The sequence below is a fragment of the Microbacterium marinum genome (assembly GCF_014204835.1).
In the GTDB taxonomy this organism is placed as follows: domain Bacteria; phylum Actinomycetota; class Actinomycetes; order Actinomycetales; family Microbacteriaceae; genus Microbacterium; species Microbacterium marinum.
In genome coordinates this window covers 1283566-1301994 of the sequence record NZ_JACHMD010000001.1, presented here as the reverse complement: position 1 = coordinate 1301994, position 18429 = coordinate 1283566, and the positions used below count along the sequence as shown (strand labels likewise).

The following is an 18429-nucleotide window of genomic DNA, read 5'->3' as shown; positions in this document are numbered from 1 at the left end:
AACCGGACAGCGCCGCGCGGGTCAGAGATCGCCGGGTGTCTGCCCCTCTTCCGTGGCGCTGAACCAGCCGAGCCAGCCGCCCCCGGTCTCTACCAGCTCGTAAGGCCCGCATGCCAGGACCGTCGTCGGCAGCTTCTCGCCGAGGCTCCCGAACCGGCTGTCGAAGGGCAGCCCGCGGCGCTCTGCCTCCTCGCAGCCCTGCGGCTGCCCGCCTCCGTCGACGGCGATGACGGCGTTCGTCTCGTTCGTCGTTGCGACATTGCGAATCCGCTCGGCGTCTTCTGGGATCCACGCCGGCATCGTCACCCCAACCCAGCCGTCCTCGGCGGCGGCGCGGTCGGCGAACTCCTCGGTGTGGACTTTGGCGGCGACATCGAGCGGGTTCGCGCACGCGGCGAGCGTGAGAATCAGGGCAGGGGCGAGCAAGCCCGCCGCGGCGAGCGCGGTCATGCGGCGGGAAGAGACAGGCGTATTCGACATGACTCGAGTCAACCGAGTGCGGCCGATGAGCGAATCGGTCCACATGATGATCCGGGTACGCCGCGCGGATGATCCCGCGCGACTGGCGCGAACCTCCGTAAACCGTGTGAGTGCCGACCCAGGGTGTGTCAGCGGTTGCAGGTCGCCGGGATTCTCGGCATCGTGGCCGACTCATGCAATCCACGGAAGGAGAGCGCCATGCTCACACTCACCGAGAACGCCAGCAGTGCCGTCAAGAACCTCGCGTCGCAGATCCCGACCACCACCGGCGGACTGCGCATCAGTGAGGCCACCGCCCCTGACAGCGGGTACGCGCTGTCCCTCGCCCAGGCCCCCGAGGCCGGCGACACCGTCGTCGAAAGCGACGGCGCCCGAGTCTTCGTCGATGAGGCGGCGAACGTCGCACTCGACGACCGCGTCCTCGACGCTCGCGTCGCCGAGGACGGATCCGTGGGGTTCGCCCTCGCACAGGCGGTCTGATCCGCCCACGTATTGAAGTGCCCCGAGCCGATTCGGTTCGGGGCACTCGTGCGTTCAGGCGGGCTCGGCCAGCGCGGCCACGACCCCCTGCGCGCTCCGCGCGAGAAAGCGAGTGACCTCGTCGGCATCCGCAGTGTCGTCTTCGGTGGTCTCGATCAGCACCTCTTCGACGAACGACACCCACGATCGCAACGCGACCCGCAGCATCGGGGTGTCGGCCGCACCGAGATCCAGGAACGCGGCGATCACCCGCTCGGCGTGCGCGTCACGCGACTCGTCGACCACCCGGCGCACCACGGGATCACCGCTGGCCACCCCGCGCACCAGAGAGAAGAAGGTGCCGCGATAGTCGCGGACGAACGTGACGATGCGCGCGAGCGTGTCGTGCAGCCGGTCCAGCGGGTCGAGCTCTGCCCGAGGGGCGGATGCCGCGAGCATGCTCTCCGCGGCCGTCGTCACGACCGCGCGGTGCAGTCCCTGCTTCGATCCGAAGTAGTGGAAGACCAGCCCGCGGGACACACCAGCACGCGCGGAAAGCTCCTCGATCGTCAGGTCGTCGAGCGGCCGATCTGCGAGGAACGCCACCCCCAGCGCGAGCAGCTGAGAGCGCCGCTCGTCGGGGGTGAGGCGCCGGCGCCGGTCGGTGTCCACGCGTCGAGCCTACGTCTCGGCCGCGCGTCCGGCTCGGCATGAGAGTCCTCTCACACTGCCCGGCGCGCTGTTGACTGTCTGTCAATGAGGTCTAACGTGGTCCCCCGTACGGCACCGCCGCCGTCCGTCTCACCCGGAGGATCGATGAAGTTCCGCACCCTCACCCGTTCGCGCCTCGGGCGCGCCACCCTCGCCGCCGTCCCCGTCGCCGCGGCATCCGCTCTGCTCCTGGGCGGCGTCGCCCAAGGCGCCGTGCCCGTCTCGTTCGCCGTCTCGGGCAGCCAGTTCCAGATCAGCGCGAGCAAGCTCGACGGAACCGGATTCTCGCAGTACGCCGGCGTCACGAAAGACACCGAAGGCGGTGAGCACGCCGTCGCGATCGCGAACATCAAGCAGGCGACGCTTTCCGACCTCTGCCAGTCGGTCGTCACCGACACCCCGCTCGGCAAGGTCGGCGTGCTCATCACCGCCGGCGGCGGAAAGAACCCCGCCTCGGCGAGCGACCTGCAGATCGGCATGACGGGGCTCAAGGGCGATTCGTCGTTCACCAACATCCGCATCGGCGTCGACGCCTCGACCGTGAACACCGAGGCGAAGGGCTCGGCGGGCGATTTCGCGCAGGATGCCGACGGCATCACCATCGACGGCCTGCAGCAGACCGCCTGGTCGACCCAGGCCTCCGTCTTCACGCTCACCGGCATGAAGCTGGAGCTGACGGACGGCGAGACGTGCTTCTGACGAGCACCGTCGTGACCGAGCGCACCCGCGGACGACAGACCGAGGCGCGACACGTCGAGCGGCGGCGTGCGACGACCGGCCGCTTCCGCGCGTGGCGCCGCGCTCGACCGTTCGCCGGAGGCATCCTCGTCGCTCTCGGTGGACTCGAGATGTTCGGGTCGAGCCAGCTCGACCTCGGCAACCTCCACATCCAGATGGGCATCGAGGGCCTGCAGGCCACGATCATCCCGTTCGCGCTCGTCCTTCTCGGCATCCTCGCCATCGCCATGCCCGCCCACCGCATCTTCTACGGGGTGCTCGCCCTCGCCGTCGCCGTGTACTCGCTGATCGGTGTCAACCTCGGCGGGTTCCTCATCGGAATGCTGCTCAGCGCGGTCGGCGGTGTGCTCGTCGTCTCGTGGGCACCGAAGCGCACGGATGCCGCGTCGCGCGACACCACGGAGGAGGCGACCGCCGACACCGCCGAGGTCGCACCGTGACGCGTCGCGGCACGCGCGCGGCGATCGTGCTCGCCGCCGGCATGGTCGCGGCATCCGCTCTGTCAGGGGCCGCCGCCGCCCCGGTCGCTGCCGCGTTCTGTCTGCCGATCCCGGGCATCTGGGACTGCGATGAGGAGCCCTCCCCGACGCCGACGTCGGCACCGAGCCCGTCGGAGTCCGGCGGCATCGTTCCCGACCTCCCCCTCCCCGGAGAGTCGGCGGCTCCGCGGCCGGATGATCCCGAGACGCCAAGCCCGACGCCGACCCCGGCCGAGCCGGTCGCCGATGACGAGGCGCCGGTCTTCACGCAGCCCCCCGCACAGCTCGGGTCGGACTCCCTGTCGATCCGAGGGCTGAAGGGCATCAGCCTCGTCACCGTTCCGCTCGCAGACGGATCGGAAACCGAGGCGCTGAAGATCTCGGCCGACCACATCACGATCACCGGCTTCTCCCTCACCGTCACCCCCGGCCAGAGCCACCCGGCACTGGTCACCACGGCAGACACGATGGACCTCGACGGCGACGTGCAGGTCTATCTGAACTCGCTGACCGCGACGACCCAGAACGGCAAGGCGCTCACGCTCGGCGCCGACACGCCCCCGCCCGAGGACGGCATCGAGCCGAAGCTGCTGCGCGTCACGTTCGGCCTGGTCGGCACGGTCGCCGACTCCATCACCTACTCGAACACGGACCAGCGCATCGTCGAGTGACCGCTATGACTGCGGCCGCGGGTGCACCAGGTTGCGGATCGTGTAGACGATGCCCGCGATCCCGGCGATGCCGACGATCGCGGCGCCGATGAGCATGCCCACTCCCAGCACCGCATTCGGATTCTCGATCGAGAGCGACAGCGTTCCGAGAATGGCGAAAGCGATCGCGACGATGATGAAGACGACACTGAGCGCCAGCACCGTGATGTTCCCCGTGGTCCAACGTCGACGTTCGATCTCACCCATGCGCGTGCTCCTCTGCGTCCCGTGAGGGCCCACGGTACGGAGCGGGTCGCACCTCGCGCGTGGGCTGGCGCACCGCAGATCGCACGGCTATCGTGTCGGGTCCGCTCACCGGAAATCGCGCGAGCGGTGCTGCACCCCGACGCGCAGGTCGTCGAACGCGTCGGCGACGAGGTTGGTGACCCCTTCCGGCGAGCGCTCGAGCATGCCGCGTGCGATGAGGGCAGGACTGTCGCGCAGGATGCGCCGATACCTGTTCCACACCCCGACCGAGCAGATGACGTTCATCACACCGTGCTCGTCCTCGAGGTTCAGGAACGTGATGCCGGATGCCGTCGCCGGCCGCTGCCGGTGCGTGACCAGGCCCGCGACCTCGATGCGCCGACCCACCTCATGCACGCGCATGCCGCGGGAGGTGATCACCCCGCGTGCATGGAGCTGCGACCGGTAGTGCGTGAGCGGATGGTCATCCGACGACAGACCGGTCGCCCACAGATCGGCGGCGAGGACGTCGTAGCTGGACTGGTCGGGGAACAGCGGCGGCTGCACCGACACCAGCGACCCTTCGAGGAACTCCTGCCGGTCCTGCGCGGCATCCCCGGCCAGCCAGATGCCCTCGCGCCGGCTGATGCCGAGGCCCTCGAAGGCTCCGGCCGTGGCGAGGGCCTCCAGCTGCGCCGCCGTCGCACCGGTCCGACGTACGAGGTCGCGCAGGTCTCGATACGGACCGGACGCGTCACGCTCCGCCACGATTTTCGTCGCCAGCGGTACCCCGATGCCCGTCACCGACGCGAGCCCCAGCCGCACGGCGAACTCCCCGTCGCGCCGGTGGGCGGCCGACTCATCCGGCAGCGACCGGTCGAACTCCGGCACGGGTGGCTGAAGACGATCGGCGCAGGCGTCCCGGCCCGTCGGCGGGCGGCGAAGCTCCGCAGCGGACTCCGACACCGGCTCGAGCCCCGCGTCCACCCCCGACGCGAGCAGGTCGGGGCGACGCACCTCCACCCCGTGCCGGCGGGCGTCGGCGGTCAGGGTCGCGGGCGAGTAGAAGCCCATCGGCTGCGCGCGCAGCAGCGCCGCGAGGAACGCCGCCGGATAGTGCAGCTTCAGCCACGACGACGCGTAGACGAGCAGACCGAACGACAGTGAGTGGCTCTCGGCGAAACCGAAGTTCGCGAACGCCTGGATCTTCACGTAGATGTCGTCGGCAGCCTTGCCGGTCAGGCCGTTGCGCGCCATCCCCTCGTACAGCTTCTTCTTCAGCGAGTCGATCCGCTCGATCCCGCGCTTCGATCCCATCGCACGGCGCAGCAGGTCGGCATCCTCCCCCGAGAGGTCACCGATCGCCATGCCCATCTGCATGAGCTGCTCCTGGAACACTGGGATGCCGAGCGTCCGCTCCAGCACCGGCTTGAGCTTCGGGTGCGCGTAGGTGATCGGCTCGTCGCCGAGCTTGCGCCGCACGAACGGGTGCACCGCGCCGCCCTGGATCGGCCCCGGACGGATGAGCGCGATCTCGACGACGAGGTCGTAGAACTTCCGCGGCTGCAGGCGGGGCAACAGGCCCATCTGCGCGCGGGACTCGACCTGGAACACGCCGATCGAATCGGCGCGGCACAGCATGTCGTAGACCGCCGCCTCCTCCTTCGGCATGGTGTCGAGCGACCACTGCTCCCCCGTCGCCGCCGCGATCATGTCGAAGCAGTACTGGAGCGCGGCGAGCATCCCGAGCCCCAGCAGGTCGAACTTCACGAGCCCCATCCACGCGGCATCGTCCTTGTCCCACTGGATGACGGTGCGGTTCTTCATGCGCGCATGCTCGATCGGCACCACCTCCCCCACCGGCCGATCGGTGAGCACCATCCCTCCCGAATGGATGCCGAGATGCCGAGGCGCCTTCAGCAGCTCCCCCGCGTACGCGACCACCCGCTCGGGGATGTCATGGTCGGGCGGGGTGTCGAGCACCGCACCCCAGCGCTCAACCTGCTTAGACCAGGCATCCTGCTGCCCCGGCGAGTGCCCGAGCGCCTTCGCCATGTCGCGGACCGCGTTCTTCGGCCGGTACTGGATGACGTTCGCGACCTGCGCCGCCCGCTCACGCCCGTACGTCTCGTAGACCCACTGGATGATCTCCTCGCGCCGGTCCGAGTCGAAGTCGACGTCGATGTCGGGCTCCTCGTCGCGCAGCGCTGACAGGAACCGCTCGAACGGCAGATTGTAGAAGATCGAGTCGATCGCCGTGATATCGAGCAGATAGCAGACGGCACTGTTCGCAGCCGACCCCCGCCCCTGGCACAGGATGCCGCGGCGCCGCGCCTCCTGCACGATGCCGTGCACGATGAGGAAGTACCCGGGGAAGTCCTTCTGCTCGATGACGCCGAGCTCCTTCTCGATGCGCGCACGGTTCGCGTCGGTGGCATCCGGGTATTTGCGGGGCACCGCCTCCCACACGAGGTGACGCAGCCACGTCATCGGCGTGTGCCCCTCGGGCACCTGCATCTTCGGCAGCGCGGGCTTCGCGCGGCGCAGCGGGAACGCGAGCTCGTCGGCGAGCTCGACCGTGCGCTCCACCGCCCCCGGATACCGCCGGAACCGCCGCGCCATCTCGGCGCCCGAGCGCAGATGCGCGCTCGCGTGCGAGGGCAGCCACCCGTCGAGCTCGTCGAGGCCGCGGTTGGCCCGCACCGCCGCGACCGCCGCCGCGAGGTGCACTTTCTCGGGCACGGCGTAGTGCACGTTGTTCGTCGCGACGATCGGCAGCCCGCGCTCCGCGGCGAGCGCGGCCAGCACGTCGTTGTCACGCGAGTCGGTCGGCGCGCCCTGATCGATGAGCTCGACATCGACCCGCTCGGGCCCGAACAGGTCGACGAGCCGGTCGAGCTCGTAGGCCGCGGCAGCCGGCCCGTCCTCGGCGAGCGTCCGCCGGACGGCGCCCTTGCGGCATCCCGTCAAGATCTGCCAGTGACCTCCAGCGCGGTCCGCCAGATCGTGGAGATCATAGACCGGGCGCCCCTTCTCGCCCCCCGACAGCTGCGCGTGCGTGATCGCGGCGGCAAGCCGGTGGTAGCCCTCTTCACCCCGGGCGAGCACCAGCAGATGGCTGCCGTGCGGGTCTGGCTCACCGTTCTGCGGACCGGGCAGACCGAGCGACAGCTCGGCACCGAAGACGGTCTGCAGCTGCAGGTGCTCCGCCGCCTCGGCGAAGCGGACGATGCCGTAGAACCCATCGTGGTCGGTCACCGCGAGGGCGTGCAGGCCCAGCCGTTCCGCCTCCTCGACGAGCTCCTCCGGCGACGAGGCGCCGTCGAGGAACGAGAACGACGAGTGCGCGTGCAGTTCGGCGTACGGCACGGTCTCGGTCGGACGCTCGATCTCGGGCGCACGGTACTTTCCGCGCTTGTGCGACCAGGCCGGACTGTCACCGCCGTCCGCACCCGACGGCGCTCCCTCGGGCCGGCGCCGGTCGCTGAGGATCCGCTCCATCTCCGACCACGAGACCGACGGGTTGTTGCCCCACCCCATCAGTCGTACCGTCCCTCGGCGTGCCAGACGCCCTCCTCGCATACCAGCAGCCAGGCCGTCTGCGCCTCGTCGACGACCTGGAACCGGTGCGCGCGGCGCGCGCGCGCGGCATCCCACCCCCGCTCCATGACGGGCCACGGACCCGCCCACGATTCCAGACGACGCGGATGCCGCGGGCGGCGCGCCCCCGACGCGTCCGGCGCTCCTGGGAGGATCAGCGCGACCGGCTCGGCCGTCAGCTCGCCGCGCCCGTCGACCGCGACCATGTCGTCGTCGCGGTCGATCACGGCGACCGGGACCGGTTCGGGGAACACGGTCGCCGGCAGCGGGTCCGGCAGACTCCCCGGCCACGGCCGTGCCCGCTCGGCGATGACCGCGCGGTCGCCCCACGGCACGAGCACCTGCCGCTCGGCGAGCCACCGGCCGCCACCGACCTGCGGGGTGACGACGCCCGTGTGTCCGAGCATCGCCTGTACGCGCGAGAGCGCCGAGTGCACGCGTTCCTCGGGACCCGAGCCGAACAGCCCCTTCACGTGATGGGATGCCGCGTCCACCTTCTCGGGTGCGATCCGCACCTTTCCAACGGCACTCTTGAGCCCACGCTCGGCGAGCTGCCAGCGCACCCGGTCGACGACGGCGGCCGCATCGAATGCTCCGGGGTGCAGCCACACCCGCTCGCTGTGGTCGCCACGGTCGCCCGTCAGCGCGACTCGGAGTTCGGTGCAGACGAGGTCGACCGCACCGAGCCCCGAGATGAACTGCTCCGCCGCGAGACGGATGCCGAACGCCACCTGATCGGCGATCTCGAGCGGCGGCTCGAAGCTCACCTCGCGCTCGAGCTCGGGCGGTGGCGTGCGCGGCTGCACCGGCTGCGAGTCGAGCCCCGACGCGAGCGCATGCAATCGCGCCCCGCGGGGACCGAGGCGTTCGACGAGCCGCGCAGGCGGCAGTGCAGCGAGCTGACCGAGGGTGTGGATGCCGAGGCGTGCGAACAGGCTCGCGACCGCCTCGTCTTCGAGCGCCGTCACCGGCAGGGGCGACAGGAACGCGGCCGCCGCTCCCGGCGGCACGATCCGCAGCGGAGCATCCGGACCGGTGGTGCGGGCGGCCTGCTCCGCCGTGAACGGGCCATCGCCCACCCCCGCACGCACATCGAGCAGACCGAGCTCGGCGAGCGCACCGGTGAGCGCCGTCGCCGCGCCCGCCTCACCGCCGTAGAACCGGGCGGGTCCCTTCACCCGCAGCGCGCACAGTCCCGGCTCGCGCAGCTGCACACCGGGGGCGATCTCCTCGAGCCGGGCGATGAGCGGTGCGAACGTGCGGTGGTCGCGCGACTCGTCGGCGTCGACCACCTGCAGCTGCGGGCATCGCGCCTGCGCGTCGCGTCGCCGCATTCCCCGTCGCACGCCGTCGGCGCGCGCGGCCGGGGAGGTCGCGGCGACCATCCCCTTCGCGAAGACGGCGATCGGCTGCTCGGCCTCGGCGAGCCCCTCGCGGGCGAGCGCGACGACCGGCCAGTCCGGCACCCACACGACGAGGCTGCGGACCGGCTCGGTGCCGGTGTCGACGAGCGCGGGATCCATCAGCTCGCCTCTTCGCGACGCGCTGCGCGCGCGGCATCCATTCGACGCATCAGCTCACCGCCCGCATCGGCAGCTCCACGACCGGAGCCATCGGCTGCTCACGCACCGCGAGCGCGCCGTCGGGAGCGGGCAACAGCATCCGCGACGACCGCGGCACCGGAAAGCGCCGGCTCGTCACCGTGACGGTCAGCTCGCGGTCTGACAGCACGCCGTACCCGTCGCCGAGACCCGACCACCGGGCATCCGTCACGTCGATCATCGCCTCGGTCTGCGGCCACGGACCCTGCACCAGCAGCACCACCCCACGCTCGCGCATCCGTGCCGCGAGCCGCGAGACCTCGGCATCCTTCGCCCGCGACGGCGGCCGCACCGCCACCACCGGCAGCACATCGGCGATCGTCGCCGTCACCGCGAGCCAGCGCGGACCCGGCTCGGGGATCAGCACGAGATGGGAGAGGTCGACGCCCGCCTTCTCGGCCGCCTCGGCGCCGAACCCCGGCATCCCCACCACCCCACACCAGCTGCCCGTCTGCGACGGTTGCGCCAGCAGACCGAACAGCAGCGACATCGAGCCGCCGATCGCGTACGACGAGCCCGGGCGCAGCCCCCCGCCCGGAAGCAGCTCAGCCAGGGCAGGATGGGTGGGAAGGGGCGGCGCATCGAGCTTGCGCCCTTGAATCTGCGCCATCTGCGCACGCAGACGCTGCACTTCTTGTGCAGTCGCAGTGTCGCGCACGATGGATCTCACCTCGACATGGTAGAAGCTTTGTTCGAGTGACTCAAGCGGTCGAGTTCGAAGATACGCACGGGTTCCGACATCGCCGCGAACGATCGGCACCGGATCACGACCGCAGGAGGCCCCGCGCGGCAGGATGGACGGATGCCCTCCGCAATCCCTCTCGAGGTCCGCCGCGCCCGCATCGCGGTCTCCGCCCTGTTCCTCACGAACGGCGCCCTCTTCGCGAACATCGTGCCGCGCCTGCCCGAGATCAAAGAGACGCTCGGCGTCGACACCGCCGTCTACGGGCTGCTCCTGGCCGCCTGGCCGCTCGGCTCCTTCCTCCTGGGCCTGCTCGCCGCGCCCCTCATGCGCCGGTTCGGCTCCGCACCCGTCGCCGCCGTCGGCACTGTCCTCATCGCGATCGCCCTGCTGTGCGCGGGCTTCGCGCCCACCGCAATCCTGTTCGCCGTCCCGATGTTCCTCGGCGGCGCACTCGACGCCATCGTCGACGTCGGACAGAACACCCACGGCCTCGAGGTGCAGCGCCGATTCGGCCGCTCGATCATCAACTCCCTGCACGCGATCTGGTCCGTCGGCGCCGTCCTCGGCGGCGCGATGGCCGCCGGCGCCATCGCCCTGAGCGTTCCGGTGCCCGTGCACCTCGCGATCGCGGGGGCGGTGTTCTCGGCATCCGCCCTCACCGCGTGGCGCTTCTGCCTGCCGCGCACCGGCGAGCAGTCGCTCGACGACACCGCCGGGGCAGCCCCCGTCGTCCCCGCCGTGCGGCCCGGCATCCGCACCATCGCGCTGCTCGCGGCGCTGGTCGTCATCGCGATCGCGGGCGCGATGGTCGAGGACCTCGGCAGCTCCTGGTCGACGCTGTACCTCTCCGACTCCCTCGGTGCGATCGGCGCGATCGCCGCGACGGGCTACATCGCGCTCATCGGCGCGCAGTTCGTCGGGCGGATGCTCGGCGACCGCTTCACCGACCGCTTCGGCGCCGTCGCCGTCGCTCGTGCCGGCGGCATCCTGATCGCCCTCGGCCTCGGGCTCGCGCTCGCCTTCCCGACCGTCCCCGGCACGATCATCGGGCTCGCCGCGGCCGGCTTCGGGTCAGCGACCATCGTGCCCGCCGCGATGCACGCCGCCGACGAGATGCCGGGTCTGCGCGCAGGGTCGGGACTCACATTCCTCGCCTGGCTCATGCGCCTCGGCTTCCTCTTCGCGCCGCCCGCCGTCGGCCTGCTCGCCGAGCAGACCGACCTTCGCACCGCGCTGATCGTCTACCCGATCGCCGGCGCCATCGTCGTGCTGCTCGCGTTCACCTTGCGCCCACGCCGCACCGCGGCGAGCGGCACCGCGCACGGAGACGAGGAGCGGTCCCGCGGCTAGGCGGCGAGCGCCAGGTACGGCTCCCATGCCGGCTCGGTGCGCTCGGTGCCGCGCACCCGCCATTGCGCGCCGCTGGGTGGCATCGGCAGCCACCGCAGCTCCCACCGCATCTCCTGCGGCGTCCGGTCGCCCTTCATGTTGTTGCAGCGCAGACATGCCGCAACGAGGTTCTCCCATGAATCCGCTCCACCCCGGGAGCGCGGCAGCACGTGGTCGATCGTCGACGCGCTCTTCCCGCAGTACGCGCAACGGTGCCCGTCGCGCCGCAGCACACCGCGCCGGGTCACCGGCACGCGGCGCCCGTTCGGGACGCGCACGTAGCGGGTGAGCAGGATGACGGCGGGTCGATCGAACACGTCGTGCGCAGCCCAGACCGGATCCCCCTCCACCCGTTCGATGACGGTCGCCTTGTCGGTCATCACGAGCACGAGCGCTCGCTTGAACGACACGACGGCCAAGGGTTCGTATCCGGCATTCAGCACCAGGGTGCGCATAGGGGTTTCCTCTCGAACGGCCGTGACGGCTTCAGCGGTTGTCCGGTTATCCGACGCGAGAGCGAACAGAGGAGGTGCGGGCACGAAAAAAGGCGCTGTCAAAAGACAGCGCCTTCAATCGCACGACCGAAGTCGCGGCAATCGTGCACACGATGCCGAAGCACATAACGACCTAGCGCATTCCGGTTGCGAATGCGGGGTTGAATGTCCATCGGCTTCCCCTCGGCTCGAACGAGCGTCGGGGTCAGGCTATTACACCCAGGGATGCCGCGGGGCGAACAGCAGGAGAACGGTTCTTCGCGTGTCGTCAGCCGGCGTTGGCCTGCAGCCACGACTCCGCGTTGGTGTATCCGTTGTTCACGCGGATCTCCAGGTGCAGGTGGGTGCCGTTGGCGCGACCGGTGTCGCCGACCTGACCGATGAGCTGACCGGCCGAGACCGTCTGCCCGACCTGGACGCGGCGAGTGCCCCAATCCATGTGGGCGTAGAGCGAGGTGACGTTCGTGCCGTTGATGTTGTGCGCGATCTTCACGTACACACCCCAGCCCGGTCCCGACTCCGACGAAGCGACAACCGTGCCGTCGGCGACGGCGTAGATGCCTTCGCCGCGTCCGTCCATGTAGTCGGTGCCCTTGTGGCCGGCGTAGGGGGTGCCGAAGTTGTCGAAGCGGGCCAGCGGGCGACGCACGAGCCCCGAGCCCGGAGCGACGAGCGGCACGGCACTGGAGAAGCTCGAGCTGGAGCTGGAGCTGGAACTCGAGCTCGAGCTGGTCGCGCTCGCGGCTGCCGCGAGGCGCGCGGCGAGGGCTGCCTTGGCGGCGGCTTCGGCGGCTTCCTTGTCCTTCTTCGCCTGGATCTCCTCGGGCGTGGTGGCCGAGTAGCCTCCGCGCTCGAGAGCCTCGGGGGTAGCCTCCGACGCCACGACGAGCGACTGGGCGTCGTCGGCGGAGACCTGCTGCAGCGTGCGCGCCTCGGCGACGTCGCCGCGGTCGGCTGCCACGAAGGCGGGGATCGCCACCGTCGCGACCATGCCTGCGACGGCGGCAAGGGTCACGAAGCTGCGGACGGGGTGGGGACGGCTCGCGCTCGAACGGGTCGCAGGCGCCTTGGCGGCGGTGCGGCGCAAGAGACGGCCTTTACGGGGGGACGTCGACGCCTCAGAAACTTCAGTCGACGGGTGGAACTCTTCAGCCAAGCTATCCTCCGGCGCCTCTGCATCCAGGGGGGTGGATGCTGGCTCGTCGGCACTCAGTGTCGGGCACAGATGTACGGGTGTCACTGCGCGAATGACGAGCCGGAGAGGCAACTCGCGAAGCGGTCCGTGGCGGGCTTCTCGCCGTTGGACTTTCCGAGGCTACCGGAAGGTAACGAATAAGTCACGCTTCATCCACATGGTGGCGCGGCCTCCCGGGCGATGCCCGGCGGACGTTCAGGTCCGCCGGCACGGGCGATCGCGCGAGTCAGGCGGCGCGGGCGTCGACGATGAAGATGTGCGAAGCCACCTCGACGGGCAGCTCCAGCGCCTCCGATGAGCCGTCCATCTCCACTAGGACGTAGCCCTCGCTGAAGCGGAACGCACCGCTCGCCCCGGGCATCACACCGGCGTCGCGCAGCTGCGTCAGCAGCTCCGGGTCGACCTGAACCGGCTCCGCCAGGCGACGCACGCTGCCCGTGATGGGCCCGTCCGACTCGTTCAGGCGGCGCACGAGACCCACCACCCCGTTGTCGAAGGTGTTGGCCGGCACGTCGCCGAGCTGGTCGAGGCCCGGGATCGGGTTGCCGTACGGCGACTCGGTCGGGTGGTCGAGCAGCTCGATGAGACGACGCTCCACGAGCTCGCTCATCACGTGCTCCCACCGGCAGGCCTCGTCGTGGACGTAGGCCCAATCCAGACCGATCACGTCGCTGAGCAGGCGCTCCGCAAGACGGTGCTTGCGCATGACGTCGACAGCCTTCTGCCGACCGGCATCCGTGAGCTCCAGCTTGCGCACCTCGGAGACGATCACGAGGCCGTCGCGCTCCATGCGGCCGATCGTCTGCGACACCGTCGGACCGGAGTGGCCGAGACGCTCGGAGATGCGCGCGCGCAGGGGCGTGATGCCCTCCTCCTCGAGCTCGAGGATGGTGCGCAGATACATCTCGGTGGTGTCGATGAGGTCGGTCATCACATGCCTTCTCGCCGGCGGACAGTCGCCTCCCAGCCTATCCGCTCCGCCGCCGCGCGAGTCCGCGCGAGCCGCGTCGCGGGGCGTCACGCGACCGGGCGGGAGGTAGGCCTCCCCATAGAATCTGAGAATGGCTCCTGTGACGCTCCCCCGCGAGATCCTGCCCGTCGACGGACGATTCGGCTGCGGCCCGTCCAAGATCCGCGCCGAGCAGCTCGAGCAACTCGTCTCCCGCGGGGCGTCGCTGTTCGGCACCTCGCACCGCCAGGCTCCCGTGAAGGACCTCGTCGGTCGCACGCGCCAGGGTCTCGCCGACCTGCTGCGGATCCCCGACGGCTACGAGATCATCCTCGGCAACGGCGGCTCCACCGCCTTCTGGGACGCTGCCGCCTTCGGCCTCATCGAGAAGCGCGCCCAGAACCTCGTCTCGGGCGAGTTCGGCGGCAAGTTCGCCAAGGCCGCCGGCGCCCCGTGGCTTGAAGCACCTGACGTCCGCTCGGTCGAGCCGGGCACCAGCACCGTGGCCGAGGCGGTCGAGGGTGTCGACGTGTACGCGTGGGCGCACAACGAGACCTCGACCGGCGTGGCCAGCGCGATCACGCGCGTGTCCGGCGACGAGGGCGCCCTGACCGTCATCGACGCCACGAGCGCCGCCGGCGGCATCGACTTCGACGTCACGCAGACCGATGTCTACTACTTCGCGCCCCAGAAGAACCTCGGGTCCGACGGAGGCCTCTGGTATGCCGCCGTCTCGCCCGCCGCGATCGAGCGGATCGAGCGGGTCGCGGCATCCGGCCGGTACATCCCCGAGTTCCTCAGCCTGAAGAACGCGCTCGACAACTCCCGCCTCAATCAGACGCTGAACACCCCGGCGGTGGCGACCCTGCAGCTGCTCGATTCGCAGCTGGAGTGGATCAACGGCAACGGCGGACTCGCGTGGGCGGGCGCCCGCACCGCGGAGTCTTCGGGCGCGCTGTACGAGTGGGCGGATGCCGCGTCGTTCGCGACCCCGTTCGTCGCGAATCCGGCCGACCGCTCCCCCGTCGTCGTGACGATCGACTTCGACGAGAAGGTGGATGCCGCGGCGATTGCGAAGAGCCTGCGCGCCAACGGCATCGTCGACACCGAGCCGTACCGCAAGCTCGGGCGCAACCAGCTGCGCGTGGCGACCTTCGTCTCGATCGAGCCCGACGACGTCCGCCAGCTCATCAAGGCGATCGACTACACCGTCGCGCACCTCGCGGACTGACCCGCGCGCCGCGCCGCGGCATCCGCCCGCCGCCCGAGAGCCACAGAAAACGTGAGGGCCACACGATCCCCTCGGAATCCTGTGGCCCTCGCGGTGATCTGTGCGTCTCGCGGATGCCTCCGGGCTCAGTACTCGCGGAGTTCTTCCGCGTCCTCGTCGTCCGAGTCGTCCTCGTCGCCCGAGTCGTCCTCTTCCGAGTCCTCGTCGTCGGAGTCGTCCTCCGAGTCATCGTCGTCCGCGTCGTCGTCGAGCTCGTCGATGTCGACACCGTCGACGTCGCCGGCGTGCAGGATCGGGGATCCGTCCGTGTCGAAGTCCGCGGCATCCACATCGTCGACGTCCTCGTCGAGGTCGTCGTCGGAATCCTCGTCGTCTTCGTCGTCACCGTCCGCGTCGTCCGACTCGTCGTCGGCCGCGGCGGCCTGAGCCGCCTGGTACTCCGCGAGCCGCTCGGCCCACGGCAGCCACTCCGGCGCGAGCAGCGCGCCGTCGCCCGGCAGCAGCTCCACCTCGAGGACGGTCGGCTCCGCACCGTCGACGACGGCGACGCTGACAGTCCAGAACCACCCGGGGTACCCGGGGAGCAGGTTGGCGAAGCGCAGCGAGACGACACCGTCGTTCTCCACCGCATAACCCGCGGCTGCACCGATGGTGGACGCAGGGGTCACCTCGGCGAGCGCCGAACGGGCCAGATCGTGCGCCTCGAACAGACGCGGATCCGGCTCGCCCGGTTCCGACGGAGCGACCGCAGCCGCCTCGCCGGAGTCGGCCGCCGATTCCACGGCATCGACGGCAGCTGCGTCCTCGGCGTCCGCTGCACCCTCACCGTCGGCTTCCGCCGACTCCTCAGCGATCTCGAGCAGTCCGTCGCCGTCGCCCGCGTCCGCCGCGGAGGCCTCAGCCGCCTCGGCGTCCGCGATCACGTCCTCGTCTCGGTCCGCGACCACGGCATCGACCTGCGGGGCGGCTTCATCGACCACGGCCGCGTCGGGACCGTCCGATGCCGCCTCGACGGGCGCGTCCGAGTCAGGCGTCGAGGTCATCGGCTACCTTGCGCAGGATCGCCGCGACCTTCTTGCCGTGCGACGCACTCGGGTACCGGCCGTGACGCAGGTCGCCGCCGATCCCGTCGAGCAGCTTCACGACGTCCTCGACGATGACGGCCATGTCATCAGCCTTCGGGCGGTTGCGCTTGCTGAGGCTGACGGGCGCGTCGAGCACCCGGACCGCGAGAGCCTGCAGTCCGCGACGTCCGTCGGCGACGCCGAACTCAAGGCGCGTTCCGGGCTTCATCGTCTCGGTTCCGGCGGGAAGCGCCGTCGCGTGCAGGAAGACATCCTGGCCGTCATCGGTGGTGATGAAGCCGAAGCCTTTCGCCTCGTCGTAGAACCTGACCTTGCCGGTGGGCATGTCGCAACCTCACAGTTCGAGCCCGCGTGCGGGCATGGAAAAATCGGACCGTCTCAGCCCGGCCTCCAGCCTACGGCACCCGGGCGAGCCGCTACTCTGATCGGATGAGCACATCTCCCTCGCCCGGTGACCTTCCCGTCCGCCGGATCGACCGGATCCTCGCCTTCATGTCACTGGGTCTGCTGGTGCTCTCGATCGTCTGCTTCTTCGCGATCATCATCGGGACCTCGACCGGCATGCGGCAGGCCGACTTCGGTACAGGCGCGTGGCCGGTGGTCTCCCTCATCGTCTACATCGCGCCGCCCATCGCCTTCGCTCTGCTGATCGCCCTGCTGATCGCGACCTTCGTCAGAAGGGCACGGGCGAACAAGGGCCGGTGACGTGACCGCCTCGGATGCACGATCGCTCGCGAATCACCTCGCGACGCTCGACGCCGACGCCCTCGCCGCGCTCCTCGACGCCCGGCAGATTCCGCCGGCGGCCACCTGGGCCGACTACTTCGACGCCGCCGAGGCGCTCCTCGACCCGGCCCACCTGACTCGAGCGATCGCGACGTTGACCGACGTCGAGGCGCACGCGATCCGCACCGCGATCACGTCCGACTCTCTCGTGTCAGAGTCCTCTCGGTCCACCCTCTCTTCCCGCGCGCTCGTCGACACCGATGGGCGACTCTTCGGTGCCGTCGCCGACGCGTTCAGATCCGCCGAGCCCGTCCCGCGCGCGTCGATCTTCACCGGCTCATCCGAGACGGATGCCGCAAGCGCGGAGCGCGCCTTCGAGGCAGCGGCATCCCTCGCCGACGTCCTCCACAGCGCCGCACGGACACCGCTCGCACGCATCGGCACCGGCGCCCTGAGCGCCACCGACCGCCGCCGACTGGTCGACGGCGGCGCTGTCGCGACGGGCGAGGACGCCGATCGCCTCGTCGCCATCGCGGACGCGGCGGGACTGCTCGTGGGAGGCGAACGAACGTGGCTCGTGACCGCCGAGGGTTTCGAGTGGCTCCGCGTCCGCACCGTCGAGCGGTGGCGGCGCGTCGCGGGGCGTCTGCGCGTCGCGCTGCCGGCAGCCCTCCGGAGCGCCGACGGCGGGTGGCGGTCTCCCCAGGAGTGGAGCGGGGCGTATCCGTTCGACCCTGCGTGGCCCGAGCGGGTGGCGAGCCTCGCATCGCTGTGGGGCCAGTGGGCGATCCTCCGCCCCGATGGCACGCCGCCCGGATGGGCCGCCGCTCTCGCGGACGGCGGCGAGGCCGACACTCAGGCGCTGCAGGCGCTCCTCCCCCACGAGGTCGACCGCGTCTACCTTCAGAACGACCTCACCGCGATCGCGCCCGGGCCCCTCGAGCCGCATCTCGACCTGCGCCTTCGCACGATGGCGCGGCGCGAATCGCGCGCGCAGGCGTCGACGTACCGCTTCACCGCCGACACGATCGGCGCCGCCTTCGCGGCCGGTGAGACGGCGGCATCCCTTACCGAATTCCTCACCGGCTTGTCGTTGACAGGAGTGCCCCAGCCGCTCGCCTACGAGATCGAACGCTCGGCGGCCCGGCACGGTCTCCTGCGCGTCGGGCCAGATCGATCCGGCCACACCCGGATCACCGGCGACCCTGAGCTGCTCGAGGCTCTCGCCGTCGACCAGGCGCTTCGGCCGCTCGGCCTGCTCTTCGATGGAACACACCTGCTCAGTCGGAGTGGCGCCGACACGACGTTCTGGATGCTCTCCGACGCCCGCTATCCGGTCCTGGCGGTGGACGCCGACGGATCACCGCGGGCTCTCGACCGCCACCACGTCGGGGAGGAGGCCGCCGCCCCGCACGCCGCGTCGGACAGGTACCGCCCGCTCGTGGAACGTCTGCGCGCGACCCTGTCCGACGATGCGGATGCCGCGTGGCTGGAGCGCGAGCTCGAGCAGGCGGTCCGCACCCGCGCCATCGTGGTCATCGTCGTGCGGATGCCGGACGGGTCGGACCGGGAGGTGACGGTCGAGGCCGCAGGCCTCGGCGGCGGGCGTCTGCGTGGTCGCGACCGGGCGGCCGACGTGGAGCGCACCCTGCCGCTCTCGAGCATCGTCAGCGTTCGTCCCGCCTGACCGCGCCGACCGTCGCGGCACCTG

Annotated in this window: 19 protein-coding genes; 8 read left to right on the top strand and 11 right to left on the bottom strand. The window is 70.6% G+C overall.

What is annotated here, in order from left to right; genetic code table 11:
- Positions 1-21 precede the first annotated feature (21 nt).
- Positions 22-450: a hypothetical protein gene (locus BKA24_RS06250; RefSeq protein ID WP_184216222.1), complete on the bottom strand. Its 429-nt coding sequence runs from the start codon at positions 448-450 to the stop codon at positions 22-24.
- 228 nt (positions 451-678) lie between these two features.
- Here BKA24_RS06250 and BKA24_RS06245 point away from each other — a divergent pair, with 228 nt between their 5' ends.
- Entirely contained in the window at positions 679-960 is a 282-nt protein-coding gene (locus BKA24_RS06245) for a HesB/IscA family protein (RefSeq protein ID WP_184216220.1), read from the top strand.
- Between the two features lie 54 nt (positions 961-1014).
- On the opposite strand, the gene BKA24_RS06240 is transcribed toward BKA24_RS06245, so the two are convergent.
- The gene (locus BKA24_RS06240) at positions 1015-1611 is read right to left on the bottom strand and encodes a TetR family transcriptional regulator (protein ID WP_184216218.1); all 597 of its coding nucleotides are present in this window, start codon (positions 1609-1611) and stop codon (positions 1015-1017) included.
- Between the two features lie 144 nt (positions 1612-1755).
- Between BKA24_RS06240 and BKA24_RS06235 the strand changes: the two genes are divergently transcribed.
- The 3 genes from BKA24_RS06235 to BKA24_RS06225 are packed head-to-tail and all read left to right on the top strand — an operon-like array spanning position 1756 to position 3538.
- Positions 1756-2349 (top strand): DUF6230 family protein, encoded by a 594-nt coding sequence (locus BKA24_RS06235; protein WP_184216216.1) that lies wholly within the window; start codon positions 1756-1758, stop codon positions 2347-2349.
- 11 nt (positions 2350-2360) lie between these two features.
- Complete coding sequence (locus BKA24_RS06230) at positions 2361-2828, top strand: DUF6114 domain-containing protein (protein WP_343065969.1); 468 nt, start codon at positions 2361-2363, stop codon at positions 2826-2828.
- A complete protein-coding gene (locus BKA24_RS06225; protein WP_184216214.1) occupies positions 2825-3538 on the top strand; it encodes a hypothetical protein in 714 nt (237 codons plus the stop codon). Before BKA24_RS06230 ends, BKA24_RS06225 begins: the two co-directional genes overlap by 4 nt.
- Positions 3539-3541: 3 nt before the next feature.
- Here BKA24_RS06225 and BKA24_RS06220 read toward each other — a convergent pair whose 3' ends face one another.
- From BKA24_RS06220 to BKA24_RS06205, 4 genes are all read right to left on the bottom strand, one after another.
- On the bottom strand, positions 3542-3784 hold the full coding sequence (locus tag BKA24_RS06220) for a hypothetical protein (protein ID WP_184216212.1): 243 nt from the start codon (positions 3782-3784) through the stop codon (positions 3542-3544).
- A gap of 105 nt (positions 3785-3889) precedes the next feature.
- A complete protein-coding gene (locus BKA24_RS06215; protein ID WP_184216210.1) occupies positions 3890-7303 on the bottom strand; it encodes an error-prone DNA polymerase in 3414 nt (1137 codons plus the stop codon).
- Positions 7303-8886 (bottom strand): DNA polymerase Y family protein, encoded by a 1584-nt coding sequence (locus BKA24_RS06210; protein WP_184216208.1) that lies wholly within the window; start codon positions 8884-8886, stop codon positions 7303-7305. Before BKA24_RS06210 ends, BKA24_RS06215 begins: the two co-directional genes overlap by 1 nt.
- Positions 8887-8935: 49 nt before the next feature.
- Positions 8936-9622: a hypothetical protein gene (locus BKA24_RS06205; protein WP_184220490.1), complete on the bottom strand. Its 687-nt coding sequence runs from the start codon at positions 9620-9622 to the stop codon at positions 8936-8938.
- Positions 9623-9766: 144 nt separating this feature from the next.
- Between BKA24_RS06205 and BKA24_RS06200 the strand changes: the two genes are divergently transcribed.
- Positions 9767-10999: an MFS transporter gene (locus BKA24_RS06200; protein ID WP_184216205.1), complete on the top strand. Its 1233-nt coding sequence runs from the start codon at positions 9767-9769 to the stop codon at positions 10997-10999.
- On the opposite strand, the gene BKA24_RS06195 is transcribed toward BKA24_RS06200, so the two are convergent.
- The 3 genes from BKA24_RS06195 to BKA24_RS06185 all read right to left on the bottom strand — a co-directional run bounded on the left by BKA24_RS06195 (position 10996) and on the right by BKA24_RS06185 (position 13658).
- Positions 10996-11493, bottom strand: coding sequence for an HNH endonuclease (locus BKA24_RS06195; RefSeq protein ID WP_184216203.1), 498 nt, complete (start codon positions 11491-11493; stop codon positions 10996-10998). The two genes, BKA24_RS06200 and BKA24_RS06195, sit on opposite strands and share 4 nt — an antisense overlap.
- A gap of 307 nt (positions 11494-11800) precedes the next feature.
- Entirely contained in the window at positions 11801-12619 is an 819-nt protein-coding gene (locus tag BKA24_RS06190; protein WP_246367041.1) for a M23 family metallopeptidase, read from the bottom strand.
- Positions 12620-12953: 334 nt separating this feature from the next.
- Entirely contained in the window at positions 12954-13658 is a 705-nt protein-coding gene (locus tag BKA24_RS06185; protein ID WP_184216199.1) for an iron-dependent transcriptional repressor DtxR, read from the bottom strand.
- 130 nt (positions 13659-13788) lie between these two features.
- Here BKA24_RS06185 and serC point away from each other — a divergent pair, with 130 nt between their 5' ends.
- Positions 13789-14907 carry a phosphoserine transaminase gene (serC, locus tag BKA24_RS06180; RefSeq protein ID WP_184216197.1) on the top strand — a complete coding sequence of 373 codons (1119 nt, stop codon included), beginning with the start codon at positions 13789-13791 and terminating at the stop codon, positions 14905-14907.
- A 125-nt stretch (positions 14908-15032) separates the two neighbouring features.
- On the opposite strand, the gene BKA24_RS15910 is transcribed toward serC, so the two are convergent.
- Positions 15033-15950 (bottom strand): DUF3027 domain-containing protein, encoded by a 918-nt coding sequence (locus BKA24_RS15910; protein ID WP_184216195.1) that lies wholly within the window; start codon positions 15948-15950, stop codon positions 15033-15035.
- Positions 15934-16317 (bottom strand): cold-shock protein, encoded by a 384-nt coding sequence (locus tag BKA24_RS06170; protein WP_184216193.1) that lies wholly within the window; start codon positions 16315-16317, stop codon positions 15934-15936. The genes BKA24_RS15910 and BKA24_RS06170 overlap by 17 nt, the downstream gene beginning before the upstream one ends.
- A 104-nt stretch (positions 16318-16421) precedes the next feature.
- Here BKA24_RS06170 and BKA24_RS06165 point away from each other — a divergent pair, with 104 nt between their 5' ends.
- Positions 16422-16697, top strand: coding sequence for a multidrug ABC transporter ATPase (locus BKA24_RS06165; protein WP_184216191.1), 276 nt, complete (start codon positions 16422-16424; stop codon positions 16695-16697).
- Between the two features lies 1 nt (position 16698).
- Entirely contained in the window at positions 16699-18405 is a 1707-nt protein-coding gene (locus BKA24_RS06160; RefSeq protein WP_184216188.1) for a helicase-associated domain-containing protein, read from the top strand.
- Positions 18406-18429 lie beyond the last annotated feature (24 nt).